Source organism: Klebsiella sp. JB_Kp004, assembly GCF_040065795.1.
Classification (GTDB): domain Bacteria; phylum Pseudomonadota; class Gammaproteobacteria; order Enterobacterales; family Enterobacteriaceae; genus Klebsiella; species Klebsiella quasipneumoniae.
In genome coordinates, this window is the sequence record NZ_JBEAKW010000005.1 from 1 (window position 1) to 18070 (window position 18070).

At 53.4% G+C, this 18070-nt stretch carries 18 protein-coding genes; 12 read left to right on the top strand and 6 right to left on the bottom strand.

What is annotated here, in order from left to right:
- Positions 1-214: 214 nt before the first annotated feature.
- Entirely contained in the window at positions 215-1057 is an 843-nt protein-coding gene (purU, locus tag ABLX76_RS06015) for a formyltetrahydrofolate deformylase (RefSeq protein ID WP_004203178.1), read from the bottom strand.
- Between the two features lie 42 nt (positions 1058-1099).
- Complete coding sequence (locus ABLX76_RS06020) at positions 1100-1558, bottom strand: YchJ family protein (RefSeq protein WP_348874224.1); 459 nt, start codon at positions 1556-1558, stop codon at positions 1100-1102.
- 112 nt (positions 1559-1670) lie between these two features.
- Here ABLX76_RS06020 and rssA point away from each other — a divergent pair, with 112 nt between their 5' ends.
- The 3 genes from rssA (at position 1671) to galU (ending at position 4776) form a co-directional block, all read left to right on the top strand.
- Positions 1671-2573, top strand: coding sequence for a patatin-like phospholipase RssA (gene rssA, locus ABLX76_RS06025; RefSeq protein WP_004203175.1), 903 nt, complete (start codon positions 1671-1673; stop codon positions 2571-2573).
- An 89-nt stretch (positions 2574-2662) separates the two neighbouring features.
- Positions 2663-3676 (top strand): two-component system response regulator RssB, encoded by a 1014-nt coding sequence (rssB, locus tag ABLX76_RS06030; RefSeq protein WP_032453277.1) that lies wholly within the window; start codon positions 2663-2665, stop codon positions 3674-3676.
- 197 nt (positions 3677-3873) lie between these two features.
- Positions 3874-4776, top strand: a complete 903-nt coding sequence (gene galU / locus ABLX76_RS06035) for a UTP--glucose-1-phosphate uridylyltransferase GalU (protein WP_023290127.1) — start codon at positions 3874-3876, stop codon at positions 4774-4776.
- 123 nt (positions 4777-4899) lie between these two features.
- Here galU and hns read toward each other — a convergent pair whose 3' ends face one another.
- The gene (gene hns, locus ABLX76_RS06040; protein ID WP_002910103.1) at positions 4900-5307 is read right to left on the bottom strand and encodes a histone-like nucleoid-structuring protein H-NS; all 408 of its coding nucleotides are present in this window, start codon (positions 5305-5307) and stop codon (positions 4900-4902) included.
- 422 nt (positions 5308-5729) lie between these two features.
- The gene (locus ABLX76_RS06045) at positions 5730-5861 is read right to left on the bottom strand and encodes a hypothetical protein (protein WP_032428897.1); all 132 of its coding nucleotides are present in this window, start codon (positions 5859-5861) and stop codon (positions 5730-5732) included.
- 7 nt (positions 5862-5868) lie between these two features.
- Between ABLX76_RS06045 and tdk the strand changes: the two genes are divergently transcribed.
- A complete protein-coding gene (gene tdk / locus ABLX76_RS06050) occupies positions 5869-6486 on the top strand; it encodes a thymidine kinase (protein WP_032429180.1) in 618 nt (205 codons plus the stop codon).
- A 146-nt stretch (positions 6487-6632) separates the two neighbouring features.
- On the opposite strand, the gene adhE is transcribed toward tdk, so the two are convergent.
- The gene (gene adhE / locus ABLX76_RS06055) at positions 6633-9308 is read right to left on the bottom strand and encodes a bifunctional acetaldehyde-CoA/alcohol dehydrogenase (RefSeq protein ID WP_023290125.1); all 2676 of its coding nucleotides are present in this window, start codon (positions 9306-9308) and stop codon (positions 6633-6635) included.
- Between the two features lie 77 nt (positions 9309-9385).
- Here adhE and ABLX76_RS06060 point away from each other — a divergent pair, with 77 nt between their 5' ends.
- The 8 genes from ABLX76_RS06060 (at position 9386) to ABLX76_RS06095 (ending at position 17647) form a co-directional block, all read left to right on the top strand.
- Entirely contained in the window at positions 9386-9601 is a 216-nt protein-coding gene (locus ABLX76_RS06060; protein ID WP_032428896.1) for a hypothetical protein, read from the top strand.
- A gap of 183 nt (positions 9602-9784) precedes the next feature.
- Positions 9785-10432, top strand: a complete 648-nt coding sequence (locus tag ABLX76_RS06065; protein ID WP_002910095.1) for a YchE family NAAT transporter — start codon at positions 9785-9787, stop codon at positions 10430-10432.
- A 743-nt stretch (positions 10433-11175) separates the two neighbouring features.
- The gene (gene oppA / locus ABLX76_RS06070) at positions 11176-12810 is read left to right on the top strand and encodes an oligopeptide ABC transporter substrate-binding protein OppA (protein WP_023290124.1); all 1635 of its coding nucleotides are present in this window, start codon (positions 11176-11178) and stop codon (positions 12808-12810) included.
- Positions 12811-12895: 85 nt separating this feature from the next.
- Complete coding sequence (gene oppB, locus ABLX76_RS06075) at positions 12896-13816, top strand: oligopeptide ABC transporter permease OppB (RefSeq protein ID WP_002910089.1); 921 nt, start codon at positions 12896-12898, stop codon at positions 13814-13816.
- A 14-nt stretch (positions 13817-13830) separates the two neighbouring features.
- Positions 13831-14739 (top strand): oligopeptide ABC transporter permease OppC, encoded by a 909-nt coding sequence (oppC, locus tag ABLX76_RS06080; protein ID WP_004145396.1) that lies wholly within the window; start codon positions 13831-13833, stop codon positions 14737-14739.
- A gap of 11 nt (positions 14740-14750) precedes the next feature.
- On the top strand, positions 14751-15764 hold the full coding sequence (locus tag ABLX76_RS06085; protein WP_023290123.1) for an ABC transporter ATP-binding protein: 1014 nt from the start codon (positions 14751-14753) through the stop codon (positions 15762-15764).
- A complete protein-coding gene (oppF, locus tag ABLX76_RS06090) occupies positions 15761-16765 on the top strand; it encodes a murein tripeptide/oligopeptide ABC transporter ATP-binding protein OppF (protein ID WP_002910083.1) in 1005 nt (334 codons plus the stop codon). Before ABLX76_RS06085 ends, oppF begins: the two co-directional genes overlap by 4 nt.
- 54 nt (positions 16766-16819) lie before the next feature.
- Positions 16820-17647, top strand: coding sequence for an ion transporter (locus tag ABLX76_RS06095; RefSeq protein ID WP_032428894.1), 828 nt, complete (start codon positions 16820-16822; stop codon positions 17645-17647).
- Between the two features lie 63 nt (positions 17648-17710).
- Here ABLX76_RS06095 and ABLX76_RS06100 read toward each other — a convergent pair whose 3' ends face one another.
- Positions 17711-18040, bottom strand: a complete 330-nt coding sequence (locus ABLX76_RS06100; RefSeq protein ID WP_002910079.1) for an HI1450 family dsDNA-mimic protein — start codon at positions 18038-18040, stop codon at positions 17711-17713.
- Between the last annotated feature and the right edge of the window lie 30 nt (positions 18041-18070).

Consider the following 18070-nt stretch of genomic DNA (forward strand, 5'->3'; position numbering starts at 1 on the left):
AGTCGATGACGGCAGATTTACAGTCTGCTCCCTTTGGCCGCTCGGGAACCCCACCACGGGGTAATGCTTAGTACTGGCCTGCTTCCTTCTCGGGAAGCGGGGCGCATCATACCAAATGATGCGCCCCTGTAAAGCATTCCTTTGACAAAAATAAACTGGTTGCCTGATTTTTACCCGTAACGCCGGAAAGCTAACCAATTCATTTCTCAGTCGATTAAAGAATAATCGTCCGGTTACCGTAGACGAAGACGCGCTGCGCCAGGACCTGATACAGCGCCCGGCTCAATACGTTTTTTTCGACATCGCGCCCGGCACGCATCATATCTTCTGCGGTATAAGTATGATCGACGTGAATGACGTCCTGCATAATGATGGGACCTTCGTCCAGGTTATCATTCACGTAGTGGGCGGTGGCGCCGATGATCTTCACGCCGCGCTCATAGGCCTGATGATACGGACGCGCGCCGATAAACGCCGGCAGGAACGAGTGGTGAATATTAATGATCTTGTTCGGGAAACGAGCGACAAATTCCGGCGTAAGAACGCGCATATACTTGGCCAGCACCACGTAATCCGGTTCATGGGCGGCAATCGCGTCGCCCATCTGCTTGTCGTGCTCTTCGCGGCTCAGCCCTTCATGGCTGACCAGTTCAAACGGGATGCCAAAACGTTCCACCAGCGGGCGCAGGGTGTCATGGTTGCCAATAACCGCGGCAATGTCGACATCCAGCCCGCCGTAGTTGGCTTTCATCAGCAGATCGCCGAGGCAGTGCGCCTCTTTCGTCACCAGAATCACTACCCGGCGGCGGCCTGCCGGATTGAGTTCACGAATCGAGCCTTCCGGCAGGGCGCTGTCCAGATCGGCCAGCAGAATAGCGTCGTTGAAGATGCCTTCCAGTTCGGTGCGCATAAAGAAACGACCGGTACGGTGGTCAACAAATTCGTTGTTCTGCACAATGTTAAGTTCGTGCTTGTAGCAGATATTGGTGATACGCGCGATGAGGCCTTTCTGATCAGGGCAAATAGTGCGTAGTACTTTACGTTGTAATGAATGCATCGCGAGGAAAATCCTGTAGTGTTTGCAAGCGCTGCGGTAGCGTTACTGGCCGCAGCATTTTTTAAATTTGTTACCTGAACCGCAAGGGCAGGGGTCGTTACGGCCAATCAGCGGCCGTGTCCCGTCGATATAGTACCACTGTCCATTTTCTTTTAAGAATCTGGAACGTTCAATAATGGCGCCCGGGCGGTTATTGTCATTAAAGCGGGCGATAAAGCTGACAAAGCCTTCATTGGCGGCTCGTCCATCATCGCTGGCGAACAGGGTTAAGCCCAGCCATTCGGTGTGGGCAAAGCCTTTCTCCAGTTCGGCGCGAAACTGCTGCGCCTGACAGGACGGATGCCAGGTTTTGATCAGATAGTCGGCATCTTTCGTGACGAACGCGCTGTAACGGGAGCGCATAAGCTGTGACGGGCCTGGCGCAAGCTCAGCGCCGGACAGATATCGCTGGCAACATGAGCTATACTCCAGTGCGCTGCCACAGGGGCATAATTGCGACAAAACTGCCTCCATGGAAGAAAGAGTAACGGCGCTTCTACGCCAAAGGGCTTTATGTTAACTGAGCCGTGACAATGTTGCCACGCTCAGAGTGGAAGGATAGTTATCAGTACTAATGAGAAAGCTTAAAATTGGTCTGGCGTTAGGTGCGGGCGCCGCCCGCGGATGGTCGCACATTGGCGTCATCAACGCCCTCCAGCAGGCCGGCATTGAGATTGATATCGTGGCCGGTTGCTCTATCGGTTCGCTGGTAGGGGCGGCGTATGCCTGTAACCGACTCCCGGCCCTTGAGTCCTGGGTCTGCTCTTTCAGTAACTGGGACGTTTTGAAACTGATGGACCTCTCCTGGCGCCGCGGTGGACTACTGCGGGGTGAAAAGGTGTTCAATCATTATCGCCGCATCATGCCCGTGACCGATATCGAACACTGCGAGCGGCGATTTGCCGCCGTCGCGACAAATTTAAGCACTGGCCGGGAGCTGTGGTTTACCGAAGGCGATCTGCACTTAGCGATTCGAGCCTCCTGCAGTATGCCGGGGTTAATGTCGCCGGTCAGGCATAACGGTTACTGGCTGGTCGATGGCGCGGTGGTCAATCCGGTTCCCGTATCGCTTACGCGGGCAATGGGGGCGGATATCGTGATTGCCGTGGATTTGCAACATGATGCCCACCTTATGCAGCAGGATTTATTCTCCCTCGAAACGCCGCGGCGGGAAGCCGAAGCGAAGGAGGGGCCATGGCATACTCGTCTGCGCGCACGCTTGACGCAAATGAGTTCCCGCCGTACGGCCGTGACGCCGACGGCGATGGAGATCATGACCACCTCTATCCAGGTCCTGGAGAACCGTCTTAAACGCAATCGTATGGCGGGTGACCCGCCGGATATCCTGTTGCAACCGTACTGTCCGCAAGTCTCGACGCTTGATTTCCATCGCGCCGGCGAGGCGATTACCGCAGGGCAGTTGGCGGTAGAAAAGAAAATGGATGAATTATTACCCTTAGTGCGTACCGCGATTTAACGCACGAGTACCTGACTTAAGCAAATTCTGACAGGCGATAGTGAGAATAGCGTGCCACTATTGAATTATCGTCAGCCAGGGGAGATATCATGACGCAGCCATTGGCGGGAAAACAGATTCTGATAGTTGAAGACGAACCCGTTTTCCGCTCACTCTTGCATGGATGGCTGACCTCGCTGGGAGCAACAACCTTCCAGGCGGAAGATGGCAAGGATGCCCTGCATAAAATGACGGAGGTGCATCCGGACCTGATGATTTGCGACATTTCGATGCCGAGAATGAACGGTCTGGAGCTGGTGGAAACGTTGCGTAATCGCGGCGAGCAGCTACCGATCCTGATGATTTCCGCTACCGAAAACATGGCCGATATAGCCAAAGCGTTGCGGCTTGGCGTTCAGGACGTGTTGTTAAAGCCAGTAAAAGATTTCGATCGCCTGCGCGAAACCGTTTATGCCTGCCTCTATCCTGCGATGTTCAGTTCACGGGTGGAAGAGGAAGAGCGATTATTTGAGGACTGGGACGCGCTGGTCAGTAATCCCACTGCGGCTTCACGATTACTGCAGGAATTACAGCCGCCGGTGCAACAGGAAATGTCGCACTGCCGCATTCATTATCGCCAGCTGGTGTCGGCGGATAAACCCGGTCTGGTACTTGATATCGCGCCGCTCTCAGACAATGATTTGGCCTTCTATTGTCTGGATGTCACACGGGCAGGAGATAATGGCGTCCTGGCCGCTTTATTATTGCGCGCGTTGTTCAATGGCTTGCTACAGGAGCAGCTGGCGCATCAGGGACAGCGGCTACCAGAAATGGGGAGTCTGCTAAAACAGGTGAATCAGCTCCTGCGTCAGGCAAACCTTCCCGGCCAGTTTCCTTTGTTAGTGGGGTATTACCACAGCGGACTGAAAAATTTAATTCTGGTGTCGGCGGGACTTAATGGCACGCTGAATACCGGTGAGCATCAAATTCAGATTAGCAATGGCGTTCCTTTGGGCACCCTGGGTGATGCTTACCTTAATCAAATTAGTCAACGCTGTACCTCATGGCAGTGCCAAATTTGGGGGGCGGGAGGCCGTTTACGCTTAATGTTGTCTGCGGAGTGAGCAATTGCGTTTATATCTAAGCAGACGGGATTACCCGTTGTCCTTTAGCGGTGGTAACATCGAGCAGTTTTATGCGTAAAAGTCCTAATTCGAGGCTATCGGAAGCTTTTCAGACCAGTGAATACGCGGTTGACTGATATACTCGACACGTTATTTGTAACGAGAAGTTTAAAAAACAAACAGTCCAGGAGATTTCAATGGCTGCCCTTAATTCTAAAGTCAGAAAAGCGGTTATCCCGGTTGCGGGATTAGGCACCAGGATGCTGCCGGCCACCAAAGCGATTCCAAAAGAAATGCTGCCGCTGGTAGATAAGCCGTTAATTCAGTACGTTGTTAATGAATGTATCGCTGCAGGAATTACTGAAATTGTTCTGGTAACGCACTCGTCCAAAAACTCTATCGAAAACCATTTCGATACCAGTTTTGAGCTGGAAGCGATGCTGGAAAAACGTGTGAAACGCCAGCTGCTGGAAGAAGTACAGTCTATTTGTCCGCCGCACGTAACCATTATGCAAGTTCGTCAGGGCCTGGCAAAAGGTCTGGGACACGCGGTGCTTTGCGCCCATCCGGTGGTGGGTGATGAGCCGGTCGCAGTTATTCTGCCAGACGTTATTCTGGATGAATATGAATCCGATCTGAGCCGCGATAACCTCGCAGAGATGATCTCTCGTTTCGATGAGACCGGCGCCAGCCAGATTATGGTTGAGCCTGTCGACGACGTGACCGCTTACGGTGTCGTTGACTGCAAAGGTGAATCTCTCAAGCCGGGAGAAAGCGTGCCGATGGTAGGCGTGGTCGAGAAGCCAAAAGCTGACGTCGCCCCGTCCAACCTGGCGGTGGTGGGGCGCTATGTCCTCAGCGCCGATATCTGGCCGCTGCTGGCGAAGACTCCTCCGGGTGCCGGTGATGAAATTCAGCTGACTGACGCGATTGATATGCTGATCGAAAAAGAGACGGTCGAAGCTTATCATATGAAAGGCAAGAGCCATGACTGCGGTAATAAGCTTGGCTACATGCAGGCGTTCGTCGAATATGGTATTCGCCACAAAACGCTGGGTGACGATTTTAAAGCCTGGCTGGAAACCGCGGTTGCTAAGTAATCTGCAGCGCTGCTGAAAGCACAAAACCGGGAGTCGCAGATGCGCTCCCGGTTTTTTATATCGGCCCCTGGGGGCAAAAAAAATCCCGCCGCAGCGGGATTTTTTATATCGTAACAACGGAGATTAGATCAGGAAATCGTCCAGTGATTTACCTTGCTCATCCATTGCTTTTTTGATCACCGCCGGGGTACGGCCCTGGCCGGTCCAGGTTTTGGTTTCGCCGTTTTCGTCGACATAGCTGTATTTAGCCGGACGTGCAGCACGCTTGGTTTTGGTACCGGCTTTAACGGCTGCCATGGTGCTCAGCAGTTCATTCGGATCAATACCGTCAGCGATCAGCATTTCACGATATTGCTGCAGCTTACGCGTACGCTCTTCAATTTCTGCCGCGGCGGCGTTTTCTTCTTCACGGCGCTCGTTAACAACGACTTCTAATTTTTCCAGCATTTCTTCGAGCGTTTCCAGGGTGCATTCTCTTGCCTGCGCACGAAGAGTACGGATGTTGTTCAAAATTTTAAGTGCTTCGCTCATTGTAGTAATCTCAAACTTATATTGTGGGGTGGTTTGTTGAACTAATAATAGAGCGATAAAATGCGTTGTGCAATAGGGGGGAATGTAAGGAATTCAAAATTACTGGTTATTTGTCGCGAGAATTAATTAATTTAAGTTAAAATTCCCGTGCCGCTTCACATCTTTCATCCTTATAGCGATGAGCAGAAGGTAAGCTAAAACACTGAGACGGTATGCTTTTTCTGAGGTTCGGTGAGAAAAATTATCCTTTACATGGGTAAATAACCCTTGTCAGTATTAGCGCATTTTTGGTTATGAGGCTTAATATAAAACAACGCGCGGCGCCGCTTATAGCCCCATAGGTAACCGCCCTATAAGCACGAAAAGACAATGGTTACCCCGCCAGTAGCGTAGCGGGGCGTACAAATAATGGCCCTGAAAATTCAATTCATCCTCTTAATCCTTTGGCTTTGCAGGCTCTTCAGCTGCGATACAATACCCCTGCCGAATGGGCGGCTGTACGCATAAAATATGGTACAATCGCCGCCGCGATAAAACACTTTGATTGGGGTCACGCAGCCGATGGCACAACTTTATTTCTACTACTCTGCAATGAATGCAGGTAAGTCGACCGCTCTGTTGCAATCTTCGTACAATTATCAGGAGCGGGGGATGCGTACCGTCGTTTATACCGCTGAGATTGATGACCGCTTTGGCGCCGGAAAAGTCAGCTCGCGTATCGGTCTCTCCTCGCCGGCCCGATTGTATAACCCACAGACGTCGCTATTTAACGATATTGCCGCAGAGCACAAGCTAAAGCCGATTCACTGCGTGCTGGTGGATGAAAGCCAGTTTCTGACGCGCGAGCAGGTTCACGAGCTGTCTGAAGTTGTCGATACGCTGGATATTCCTGTGCTTTGCTATGGTTTGCGGACAGACTTTCGCGGTGAGCTCTTTACCGGCAGCCAGTATTTACTGGCCTGGTCAGATAAGCTGGTGGAGCTGAAAACCATCTGTTTCTGCGGCCGGAAGGCCAGTATGGTGCTGCGCCTCGATCAGGAGGGGCGTCCTTACAACGAGGGCGAGCAGGTCGTCATCGGCGGCAATGAGCGGTACGTGTCAGTTTGTCGTAAGCATTATAAAGAGGCGCTGAGCGTCGGCTCGTTAACTCAGGTACAAAACCAGCACCGCCCCAGCTAATACGCGCAGAAGCTCGTCCAGGCGCCTGTGGGCGCCTTTTTATTGCCTGCGCTCCGTTGGGCCAGCAGGCGTTAAAGCTTGGCTGTCGGCGGGCAAAAAAAAGCCCCGTCAGATGACGGGGCTTGCAGAACGTTTATGCTTGTCGATTAAGCGGATTTTTTCGCTTTTTTCTCAGCTTTCACCGGAGCTGCTTCGGCTTTCGCGGCTGCTTCGCCTTCGACGAACTCGCGACCGTAGTAGGTATCCAGCAGGATCTGTTTCAGCTCGGAGATCAGCGGGTAGCGCGGGTTAGCGCCGGTGCACTGGTCATCGAATGCATCTTCAGACAGCTTATCAACGTGGGCCAGGAAGTCAGCTTCCTGAACGCCAGCTTCGCGGATAGATTTCGGAATACCCAGCTCAGCTTTCACGCTTTCCAGCCATGCCAGCAGCTTCTCGATTTTCGCTGCGGTACGGTCGCCCGGTGCGGAGAGACCCAGGTGATCGGCGATTTCAGCGTAGCGACGACGAGCCTGCGGACGGTCGTACTGGCTGAACGCGGTCTGCTTGGTCGGGTTGTCATTCGCGTTGTAGCGGATAACGTTGCAGATCAGCAGGGCGTTGGCCAGACCGTGCGGAATATGGAACTGGGAACCCAGTTTGTGCGCCATGGAGTGACACACGCCGAGGAAGGCGTTAGCAAACGCGATACCGGCGATGGTGGCGGCACTGTGTACGCGCTCGCGGGCAACCGGGTTCTTGGAACCTTCGTGGTAGGAAGCCGGCAGGTACTCTTTCAGCAGTTTCAGCGCCTGCAGAGCCTGGCCGTCAGAGAACTCAGAAGCCAGCACGGAAACGTAAGCTTCCAGGGCGTGGGTCACGGCATCCAGACCACCGAACGCACACAGCGATTTCGGCATATCCATCACCAGGTTGGCATCGACGATGGCCATATCCGGGGTCAGCGCGTAGTCCGCCAGCGGATATTTCTGACCTGTCGCATCATCGGTCACAACGGCGAACGGCGTAACTTCAGAACCGGTACCGGAGGTGGTAGTGATCGCCACCATCTTGGCTTTAACGCCCATTTTCGGGAACTTGTAGATACGTTTACGGATGTCCATAAAGCGCAGCGCCAGTTCTTCGAAGTGGGTTTCCGGATGTTCGTACATGACCCACATGATTTTTGCCGCATCCATCGGGGAACCGCCGCCCAGCGCGATGATCACGTCTGGTTTAAAGGAGTTCGCCAGGTCGGCGCCTTTACGTACGATGGTCAGCGTCGGGTCAGCTTCAACTTCGAAGAAGACTTCAGTTTCAACACCCGCTGCTTTCAGTACGGAGGTGATCTGATCGGCATAGCCGTTGTTGAACAGGAAGCGGTCAGTCACGATCAGCGCGCGTTTGTGACCATCAGTAATCACTTCATCCAGTGCGATAGGCAGGGAGCCACGACGGAAGTAGATAGATTTCGGAAGTTTGTGCCACAACATGTTTTCAGCTCGCTTAGCAACGGTTTTCTTGTTGATCAGGTGTTTCGGACCAACGTTTTCAGAGATGGAGTTACCACCCCAGGAACCACAACCCAGAGTCAGGGAAGGAGCGAGTTTGAAGTTGTACAGGTCACCGATACCACCCTGAGAAGCCGGGGTGTTGATCAGGATACGCGCCGTTTTCATCATCTGGCCGAAGTAAGCCACGCGAGCCGGCTGGTTATCCTGGTCGGTGTACAGGCAAGAGGTATGACCGATACCGCCCATGGCGACCAGTTTTTCAGCTTTGGTCACGGCGTCTTCGAAATCTTTCGCACGGTACATCGCCAGCGTCGGAGACAGTTTTTCGTGAGCAAACGGCTCGCTTTCGTCAACGTCGGTGACTTCGCCAATCAGAATTTTAGTCGTGGCCGGTACGGTGAAGCCTGCCAGTTCAGCGATTTTCGCCGCAGGCTGACCAACGATAGCGGCGTTCAGCGCGCCATTTTTCAGGATAATGTCCTGAACGGCTTTCAGCTCTTTACCCTGCAGCAGGTAGCCGCCGTGGCTGGCGAAACGTTCGCGAACCGCGTCATAAACGGAATCAACCACCACAACGGACTGCTCAGAAGCACAGATAACGCCGTTATCGAAGGTTTTAGACATCAGAACGGAAGCAACGGCGCGTTTGATGTCAGCCGTTTCATCAATCACCACCGGGGTGTTACCGGCACCTACGCCGATAGCAGGTTTACCGGAGCTGTATGCTGCTTTCACCATGCCTGGACCACCGGTCGCAAGGATCAGGTTGATGTCCGGGTGGTGCATCAGGGCGTTAGACAGTTCAACAGACGGCTGATCGATCCAGCCAATCAGGTCTTTCGGCGCGCCGGCAGCAATGGCAGCCTGCAGGACGATGTCAGCCGCTTTGTTGGTGGCTTCTTTAGCACGCGGGTGCGGAGAGAAAATGATGGCGTTACGCGTCTTCAGGCTGATGAGCGATTTGAAGATGGCTGTTGAAGTCGGGTTAGTGGTCGGTACGATACCGCAGATGATGCCGATAGGTTCAGCGATAGTGATGGTACCAAAGGTGTCGTCTTCTGACAGGACGCCACAGGTTTTTTCGTCTTTATAAGCGTTGTAAATGTATTCGGAAGCGAAGTGGTTTTTGATCACTTTGTCTTCAACGATGCCCATACCGGATTCGGCAACGGCCATTTTGGCGAGAGGGATTCGAGCATCTGCAGCGGCCAGCGCGGCGGCGCGGAAGATTTTGTCGACTTGTTCTTGAGTGAAACTGGCATATTCACGCTGGGCTTTCTTGACACGCTCAACAAGCGCGTTCAGTTCAGCGATATTAGTAACAGCCATAATGCTCTCCTGATAATGTTAAACTTTTTTAGTAAATCAGTCGCTCGATTCGACATTATAGACAGGCTGTAAACAGCTTGCATGTAAATGTTTATGTAGGAAAATCAGGACGCTGTTTTACCGATTTACTAAAAAAGCTTTCTCTTTTTAACTTTCAGGTACTGCTGCCTTCCACTCTTTTGGTGTCATCAAGATTACTCACTTCTGAGTACAAATTACGTGATTTAGATCAAGTATTGGCACTGCTGATACCTTTCAGCTGGCTGCTTTTTGACCGGTTCGATCAAGTGTAATGGGAGGGTTTTGAAATTAAAAAAACGATTAGCATTAAAACTACAAATAGCTAACATTCGATACATATCACCGGGTTATGCATATTTATAATGAATATTGCATGCAAAAAGCGTATGTTTCGCGCAGTTATTTTATGCTGTTAACAGTCAACCGCCAATTTTGATGATGCTGCGGAGCCCATTGTGACTCAATCACTGTTCGATTTTTCTGCATATTTCAAGTTTTTCATCGGCTTATTTGCCCTGGTTAACCCGGTGGGCATTATTCCGGTGTTCATTAGTATGACCAGCTACCAGCCGGCAGCAGTGCGCAATAAGACCAACCTGACCGCCAACCTGTCGGTGGCGATCATCCTCCTGACGTCACTGTTTCTCGGCGATGGCATTCTGCAGATCTTTGGTATCTCCATTGATTCCTTCCGTATCGCCGGCGGCATCCTGGTGGTGACCATTGCGATGTCGATGATCAGCGGTAAGCTCGGCGAAGATAAGCAGAACAAGCAGGAGAAGTCGGAGACGGCGGTGAGGGAGAGCATCGGCGTCGTTCCTCTCGCGCTACCGTTAATGGCCGGACCGGGGGCAATCAGTTCCACTATCGTATGGGGTACGCGGTATCACTCCTGGGTGCATCTCGTCGGTTTTTCACTGGCGATTGCGGTCTTTGCCCTCTGCTGCTGGGGAATTTTCCGCATGGCGCCATGGCTGGTGCGTCTGCTGGGGCAGACAGGGATTAACGTTATCACCCGTATTATGGGCCTGCTGCTGATGGCTCTCGGCATTGAGTTTATTGTGACGGGGATTAAAGCGCTCTTCCCGGGGCTGCTGAGTTAGTTCGTTGCCACGCAGGCGGGGAGGCTCCCTTCACGCCTGCGCGATTATTAGCAAAACCTATTAACCAGCGTGGAACCGGCGGTAGGAATACGATTTTGCGATATCGCTATTAATTCATGTTTTTCATTAAGATATGAAATATTTCTCTTAACATTCCCCTCACGTCTCTCCCTCCTGTGATGTTATTTTCTTCACATCATTCTCTGGCGCTTGCTGTCGGATCATCGAAATGATATTAGTAATTTTAACAAGGCTGCAGATGAATGTGCTAAAAAGTAATCTATTGTTAAATTTTTGTACAAAAAATCATCTCGCGGTCGCTGCGCAGTATGATGACTGATGGAAATTTAGTAACTATATGATCGATAAAAACATTTTTCTGTCGGCATATTGTGGCAACCGCTAGTGACGCTGGCAAAGCCGGCAATAAAAGAGAATCCGGTAACATATTTGCAAATTGCATTGGCGGAGGTGTTTACCTTTTGGTACTTTCCGCCGTTATCGTCTGCTGAATTATGCGTGTAAATGAGAATCATTTTTAATCGTCTCATTGCGCCTGAACTGCCCTCCAGCGAGGGGGAACGAATCGACGTTAAGACTGCCGTTCGAGCGGTCGTAATAAATAAGTCGGTGATAGCAATCTGCCAATCGCAAACACTCCTGCGTTGGACAGATCCCGAAAACGGGAAAAAAAACAGGCTGGTTAAAAAACCAGTAATTATAATGACTGGAGTTACAACACAATGACCATCATCACTAAAAAACGTTTGATCGCCGCAGGAGTGCTATCCGCGCTCATGGCTGGCAATATGGCTATGGCAGCGGATGTCCCGGCCGGTGTGCAGCTTTCGGATAAGCAAACGCTGGTGCGAAATAGCGGCGCCGAGCCGCAATCGCTGGACCCGAATAAAATTGAAGGGGTGCCCGAGGCGAATATTAGCCGCGACCTGTTCGAAGGCTTGCTGAATACCTCGCCGAAAGATGGCCACCCGATCCCTGGTGTGGCAGAGAGCTGGGATAATAAAGATTTCAAAGTCTGGACCTTCCATCTGCGTAAAGATGCGAAATGGTCTAACGGCGAGCCGGTTACCGCCCAGGATTTCGTTTATAGCTGGCAGCGTCTGGTAGACCCGAAAACAGCGTCTCCTTATGCCAGCTACCCGCAGTATGGTCATATCCTCAACGTTGATGAAATCATTGACGGCAAGAAAGCCCCAGGCGAGCTGGGCGTAAAAGCCATTGACGACCATACGCTGGAAGTCACCCTCAGCGAGCCGGTCCCCTATTTTTACAAACTGCTGGTTAACCCGGCGATGTCTCCTGTCTATAAACCAGCGATTGAAAAGTTTGGCGAGAAGTGGACGCAGCCTGGCAATATCGTCACCAACGGCGCCTACACCCTGAAAGACTGGGTGGTCAACGAACGTATCGTGATGGAGCGCAACCCGCATTACTGGGATAATGCCAAAACCGTTATCAACACCGTCACCTGGCTGCCGACCTCTTCTGAAGTGACCTATGTTAACCGTTATCGCAGCGGTGAACTGGATATGACCTATAACCAGCTGCCGATCGAGCTCTTCCAGAAACTGAAAAAAGAGATCCCGAACGAGCTGCACGTTGACCCGTATCTGTGTACTTATTACTACGAAATTAACAACCAGAAAGCGCCGTTCACCGACGTGCGCGTGCGTACCGCGCTGAAGCTGGGTCTGGATCGCGATATCATTGCCAATAAGGTGAAAGGACAGGGCGATCTGCCGGCCTACGGCTACACCCCGCCGTATACCGATGGCGCGAAGCTGACCGAGCCGGAATGGTTTACCTGGTCGCAGGAAAAACGGAATGAAGAAGCGAAAAAACTGCTGGCCGAAGCCGGCTATAGCGCCGATAAACCGTTGACCTTCAACCTGCTGTATAACACCTCTGATTTGCACAAGAAGCTGGCGATTGCCGCCGCCTCGCTGTGGCGTAAAAACCTGGGCATTGACGTGAAGCTGGTCAACCAGGAGTGGAAGACGTTCCTCGATACCCGTCATCAGGGCACCTATGACGTGGCGCGTGCGGGCTGGTGCGCTGACTATAACGAGCCAACCTCTTTCCTGAACACCATGCTTTCTGACAGCTCAATGAACACTGCGCACTATAAGAGCCCGGCGTTCGACAAAATTATGGCTGAATCCGTAAAAGCATCCGATGAAGCACAGCGCACGGCGGCCTATGCGAAAGCAGAGCAGCAGCTGGATAAAGACAGCGCGATCGTACCGGTCTATTACTATGTTAACGCCCGCCTGGTGAAACCGTGGGTCGGTGGCTACACCGGTAAAGACCCGATGGATAACGTCTATACAAAAGACCTTTACGTTATCAAACATTAATGGCAATACGTGGAGCGGGCCTGTGCTCGCTCCATCGTGTCTTATTTGAGAGCAGTGCAAAGGCACACGCCAGAAGGTACGGGCAATGTTAAAATTTATCTTACGTCGCTGTCTGGAAGCGATTCCGACGCTATTTATTCTTATTACCATCTCATTCTTCATGATGCGTTTGGCTCCGGGAAGTCCTTTTACCGGGGAACGCACGCTACCGCCGGAAGTCATGGCGAATATTGAAGCAAAATACCATTTAAACGACCCCATCATGACGCAGTACTTCAATTACCTGAAGCAGCTGGCGCATGGCGATTTTGGTCCCTCTTTTAAATACAAAGATTATTCGGTCAACGATCTGGTGGCGGCCAGCTTCCCGGTTTCGGCGAAACTGGGCTTCGCCGCCTTTTTGCTGGCGGTTGTGATCGGTGTCGCTGCGGGCGTTATTGCTGCTTTGAAGCAGAATACCCGCTGGGACTATGCGGTGATGGGGGTAGCCATGACCGGCGTGGTTATTCCGAGCTTTGTGGTGGCGCCTCTGCTGGTGATGATCTTTGCCATTACCCTGCACTGGTTGCCGGGCGGAGGCTGGAACGGCGGGGCGCTGAAATTTATGATCCTGCCGATGGTGGCGCTTTCCCTGGCCTATATCGCCAGTATCGCGCGTATTACCCGCGGCTCAATGATTGAAGTGCTGCACTCTAACTTTATCCGCACCGCGCGGGCGAAGGGGCTACCGATGCGCCGCATTATTTTGCGTCATGCGCTGAAGCCGGCGCTGCTGCCGGTGCTCTCCTATATGGGGCCGGCTTTCGTGGGCATCATTACGGGCTCAATGGTCATTGAAACCATTTACGGCCTGCCGGGGATTGGCCAGCTGTTCGTTAACGGGGCGCTTAACCGCGACTACTCGCTGGTGCTCAGCCTGACGATCCTGGTTGGCGCCCTGACTATCCTGTTCAACGCCATCGTTGACGTGCTGTACGCCGTTATCGATCCGAAGATTCGCTACTGAAGCCGGAGTTCGCCATGATGTTAAGTAAGAAAAATAGCGAGGCGCTGGAAAACTTCAGTGAGAAGCTGGAAGTGGAGGGGCGTAGCCTCTGGCAGGATGCGCGTCGCCGCTTTATGCACAACCGCGCCGCGGTCACCAGCCTGATTATGCTGGTGCTTATTGCGCTGTTCGTGACCTTCGCGCCGATGGTGTCGTCATTCTCCTATTTCGACACCGACTGGGGCATGATGTCTAACGCCCCGGACATGGCCTCTGGCCACTACTTCGGGACCGACTCCTCCGGTCGCGATCTGCTGGTGCGCGTGGCGATCGGCGGGCGTATTTCGCTGATGGTCGGGGTGGCGGCGGCGCTGGTGGCGGTGATCCTCGGCACGCTGTACGGTTCGCTTTCCGGTTATCTCGGCGGCAAAGTGGATTCGGTGATGATGCGTCTGCTGGAGATCCTCAACTCCTTCCCGTTTATGTTCTTCGTTATCCTGCTGGTGACCTTTTTTGGCCAGAATATCCTGTTGATTTTTGTCGCTATCGGCATGGTCTCCTGGCTGGATATGGCGCGTATCGTACGCGGACAGACCTTGAGCCTGAAGCGCAAAGAGTTTATTGAAGCGGCGCAGGTCGGCGGGGTCTCCACAGCGAGCATCGTGCTGCGCCATATCGTTCCTAATGTGCTGGGCGTGGTGGTGGTGTACGCCTCGCTGCTGGTCCCCAGCATGATCCTCTTTGAATCCTTCCTCAGCTTCCTGGGGTTGGGGACGCAGGAGCCGCTCAGCAGCTGGGGGGCATTGCTCAGCGATGGCGCCAACTCAATGGAAGTCTCGCCCTGGCTGCTGCTGTTCCCGGCGGGTTTCCTGGTGGTGACCCTGTTCTGTTTCAACTTTATCGGCGATGGTCTGCGTGATGCCCTCGACCCGAAAGACCGCTAAGGAGCGCTGCCATGACCATGATTGAAACGGCAAAAGCGCCGCAAGCGCAGAGCCACAGCGGCCTGCTGCTGGACGTGAAAGATCTTCGCGTCACCTTTAAAACGCCGGATGGCGATGTCACCGCCGTTAATGATCTGAACTTCACCCTGCAGGCGGGGGAGACGCTCGGTATTGTCGGGGAGTCCGGCTCCGGTAAATCGCAGACCGCCTTCGCCCTGATGGGACTGCTGGCGGCCAACGGCCGAATCGGGGGTTCCGCCACCTTTAACGGTCGGCAAATCCTCAATTTGCCTGAGCGTGAGCTGAATAAACTGCGCGCCGAGCAAATTTCGATGATTTTCCAGGATCCGATGACCTCTCTGAACCCGTATATGCGGGTGGGCGAGCAGTTAATGGAAGTCCTGATGCTGCATAAAGGGCTGAGCAAAGCCGAAGCGTTTGAAGAATCGGTGAAGATGCTCGACGCGGTAAAAATGCCGGAAGCGCGCAAGCGCATGAAAATGTTCCCACACGAGTTCTCCGGCGGGATGCGCCAGCGCGTGATGATTGCCATGGCGCTGCTCTGCCGGCCCCGGCTGCTGATTGCCGATGAGCCGACCACCGCCCTGGACGTCACCGTGCAGGCGCAGATCATGACGTTACTGAATGAGCTGAAACGCGAATTTAATACGGCCATCATTATGATCACCCATGACCTCGGAGTGGTGGCGGGGATCTGCGATAAAGTGCTGGTGATGTACGCGGGCCGCACCATGGAGTATGGTCAGGCGCGCGATGTCTTCTATCAGCCGTCTCACCCTTACTCTATTGGGCTGTTGAATGCGGTTCCTCGTCTGGATGCCGAAGGCGATGCGTTGTTGACCATTCCGGGCAACCCGCCAAACCTGCTGCGTTTGCCGAAGGGCTGCCCATTCCAGCCGCGCTGTCCGCACGCAATGGAACAGTGCAGCAGCGCGCCGCCGCTGGAGTCGTTCGCGCCAGGCCGCCTGCGCGCCTGCTTTAAACCGGTGGGGGAGCTGCTATGAACGCCGTAACTGAACAACGAAAAGTCCTGCTCGAAATTGCCGACCTGAAGGTGCATTTCGATATTAAAGATGGCAAACAGTGGTTCTGGCAGCCGTCGAAAACGCTGAAAGCCGTAGATGGCGTGACGCTGCGTCTCTATGAAGGTGAGACCCTCGGCGTGGTGGGGGAGTCCGGCTGCGGTAAATCGACTTTCGCCCGTGCCATCATTGGTCTGGTGAAGGCTACCGATGGCAAAGTGGCCTGGCTGGGTAAAGATCTGCTGGGCATGAAGCAGGAAGAGTGGCGCGACGTGCGCAGCGATATCCAGATGATCTTCCAGGATCCGCTGGCCTCGCTGAACCCGCGTATGACCATCGGAGAAATCATCGCTGAGCCGTTGCGTACCTATCATCCGAAGATGCCGCGTCAGGAAGTGCGCGATCGCGTGAAGGCGATGATGATGAAAGTCGGGCTGCTGCCTAACCTGATCAACCGCTATCCGCACGAGTTCTCTGGCGGTCAGTGTCAGCGCATCGGCATTGCGCGGGCGCTGATCCTCGAGCCGAAGCTGATTATCTGCGATGAGCCGGTGTCCGCGCTTGACGTGTCCATCCAGGCTCAGGTGGTCAACTTGCTGCAGCAGCTGCAGCGTGAAATGGGACTGTCGCTGATATTTATCGCCCACGATCTGGCGGTGGTTAAGCACATCTCCGATCGCGTACTGGTGATGTATCTGGGCCATGCGGTGGAGCTGGGAACCTACGATGAGGTGTACCATAATCCGCTACACCCCTATACCAAAGCGCTGATGTCGGCGGTGCCGATCCCCGATCCGGACCTCGAAAAAACGAAAACCATCCAGCTGCTGGAGGGCGAATTACCCTCGCCGATTAATCCGCCGTCGGGCTGTGTCTTCCGCACCCGCTGTCCGCTCGCCGGACCGGAGTGCGCCAAAACCCGCCCGGTGCTGGAGGGCAGTTTCCGCCATGCGGTTTCCTGCCTTAAGGTAGACCCGTTATAATCTCAGGGGCTGACGCAGGTCAGCCCTTTTTTTTGCGAGGTTAACGAAGTGGGTATGCTTTCTGCCGCTCGCCTGCGGCTTTATCATTTGCTTTTCGATCAAAACCGACGTTCCGGCCGCCGCTTCGAAGGGCTGTGCGGACTTTTCGCCTTGCTCAGCGTGGTGGTGATATTTGTCGAATCGGGGCTGGGCACGCAATATCATCTGACATTAGATGAATGGCATTTATTCGTCTGGCTGGAGCTGATGGTGACCGCGGTCTTTACCCTGGAGTATCTGCTGCGTATTGCGACATGGCCCAATCCGCTCCACTACATTTTCAGCTTCTGGGGGGTTATTGACTTAGCGACCATCCTGCCGCTATACGTGATGTGGCTGTGGCCGGAAATTAGCCTCAATTATGTCTTTGCCTGGCGGGCAATGCGGGCGATCCGCGCGTTGCGTATTCTCAAACTGTTGCGCTTTATGCCTTCGCTCAATGTGTTCTGGCGGGCGATTGTCAGCGCGCGCCATCAGCTGATCCTGTTCTATTCGTTTATCGCCATTGTGATGGTGATTTTCGGCTCGTTAATGTACCTGATAGAAGGGCCAGAGTATGGTTTTACCACGCTCAACGCTTCGGTCTATTGGGCCATTGTGACCATCACCACCGTCGGCTACGGGGATATTACGCCGCACACGCCGCTGGGCCGCATCCTGGCCTCCATTCTCATCCTGATCGGCTACTCCATTATTGCCATTCCGACCGGGCTTATCACCACCCATATGACCAGCGCCCTGAACCGGCGGCGCCAGCAGCGGGTATGCCCGCAGTGCCAGCAGGGTGACCATGACGATAACGCCCGGTTTTGCCACGCCTGCGGTCATGTCTTACCGAAGTAAACTCTCGGCATAAAAAAAGCCTGCCGGGTGGAACGCGGCAGGCTTTTCACTGGCGGGTCAGCGTTATTCACGCCACAGAATATGACACAGCTTGTGATCTTTCTCGCGGCACAGCAGCACGCGGGCGAAGATATCATTGATTTCCCCGCCGTCGGTATCCGCCAGGCCAATCACCACTTCGGCGAAGAAATCCGGGTTCAGATCGTAATCCACATGCTCTTCCCAGTCTGCGGATGGGTCGAACAGCTCGGCGCCGCCGCGCTCCTCAAACTGCAGGTTAAACAGAATGATGTCCGCCGGGTCGAGGTTATCGGCCGCCAGTTCGAGGAAGATGTCGTATGCCTGCTCAAGCGTTTCGTCTTCGGTCAGGCGGTTGTTTAAATCCATATCCATGATTGCTACTCATTCGGTATCTGATGGGCA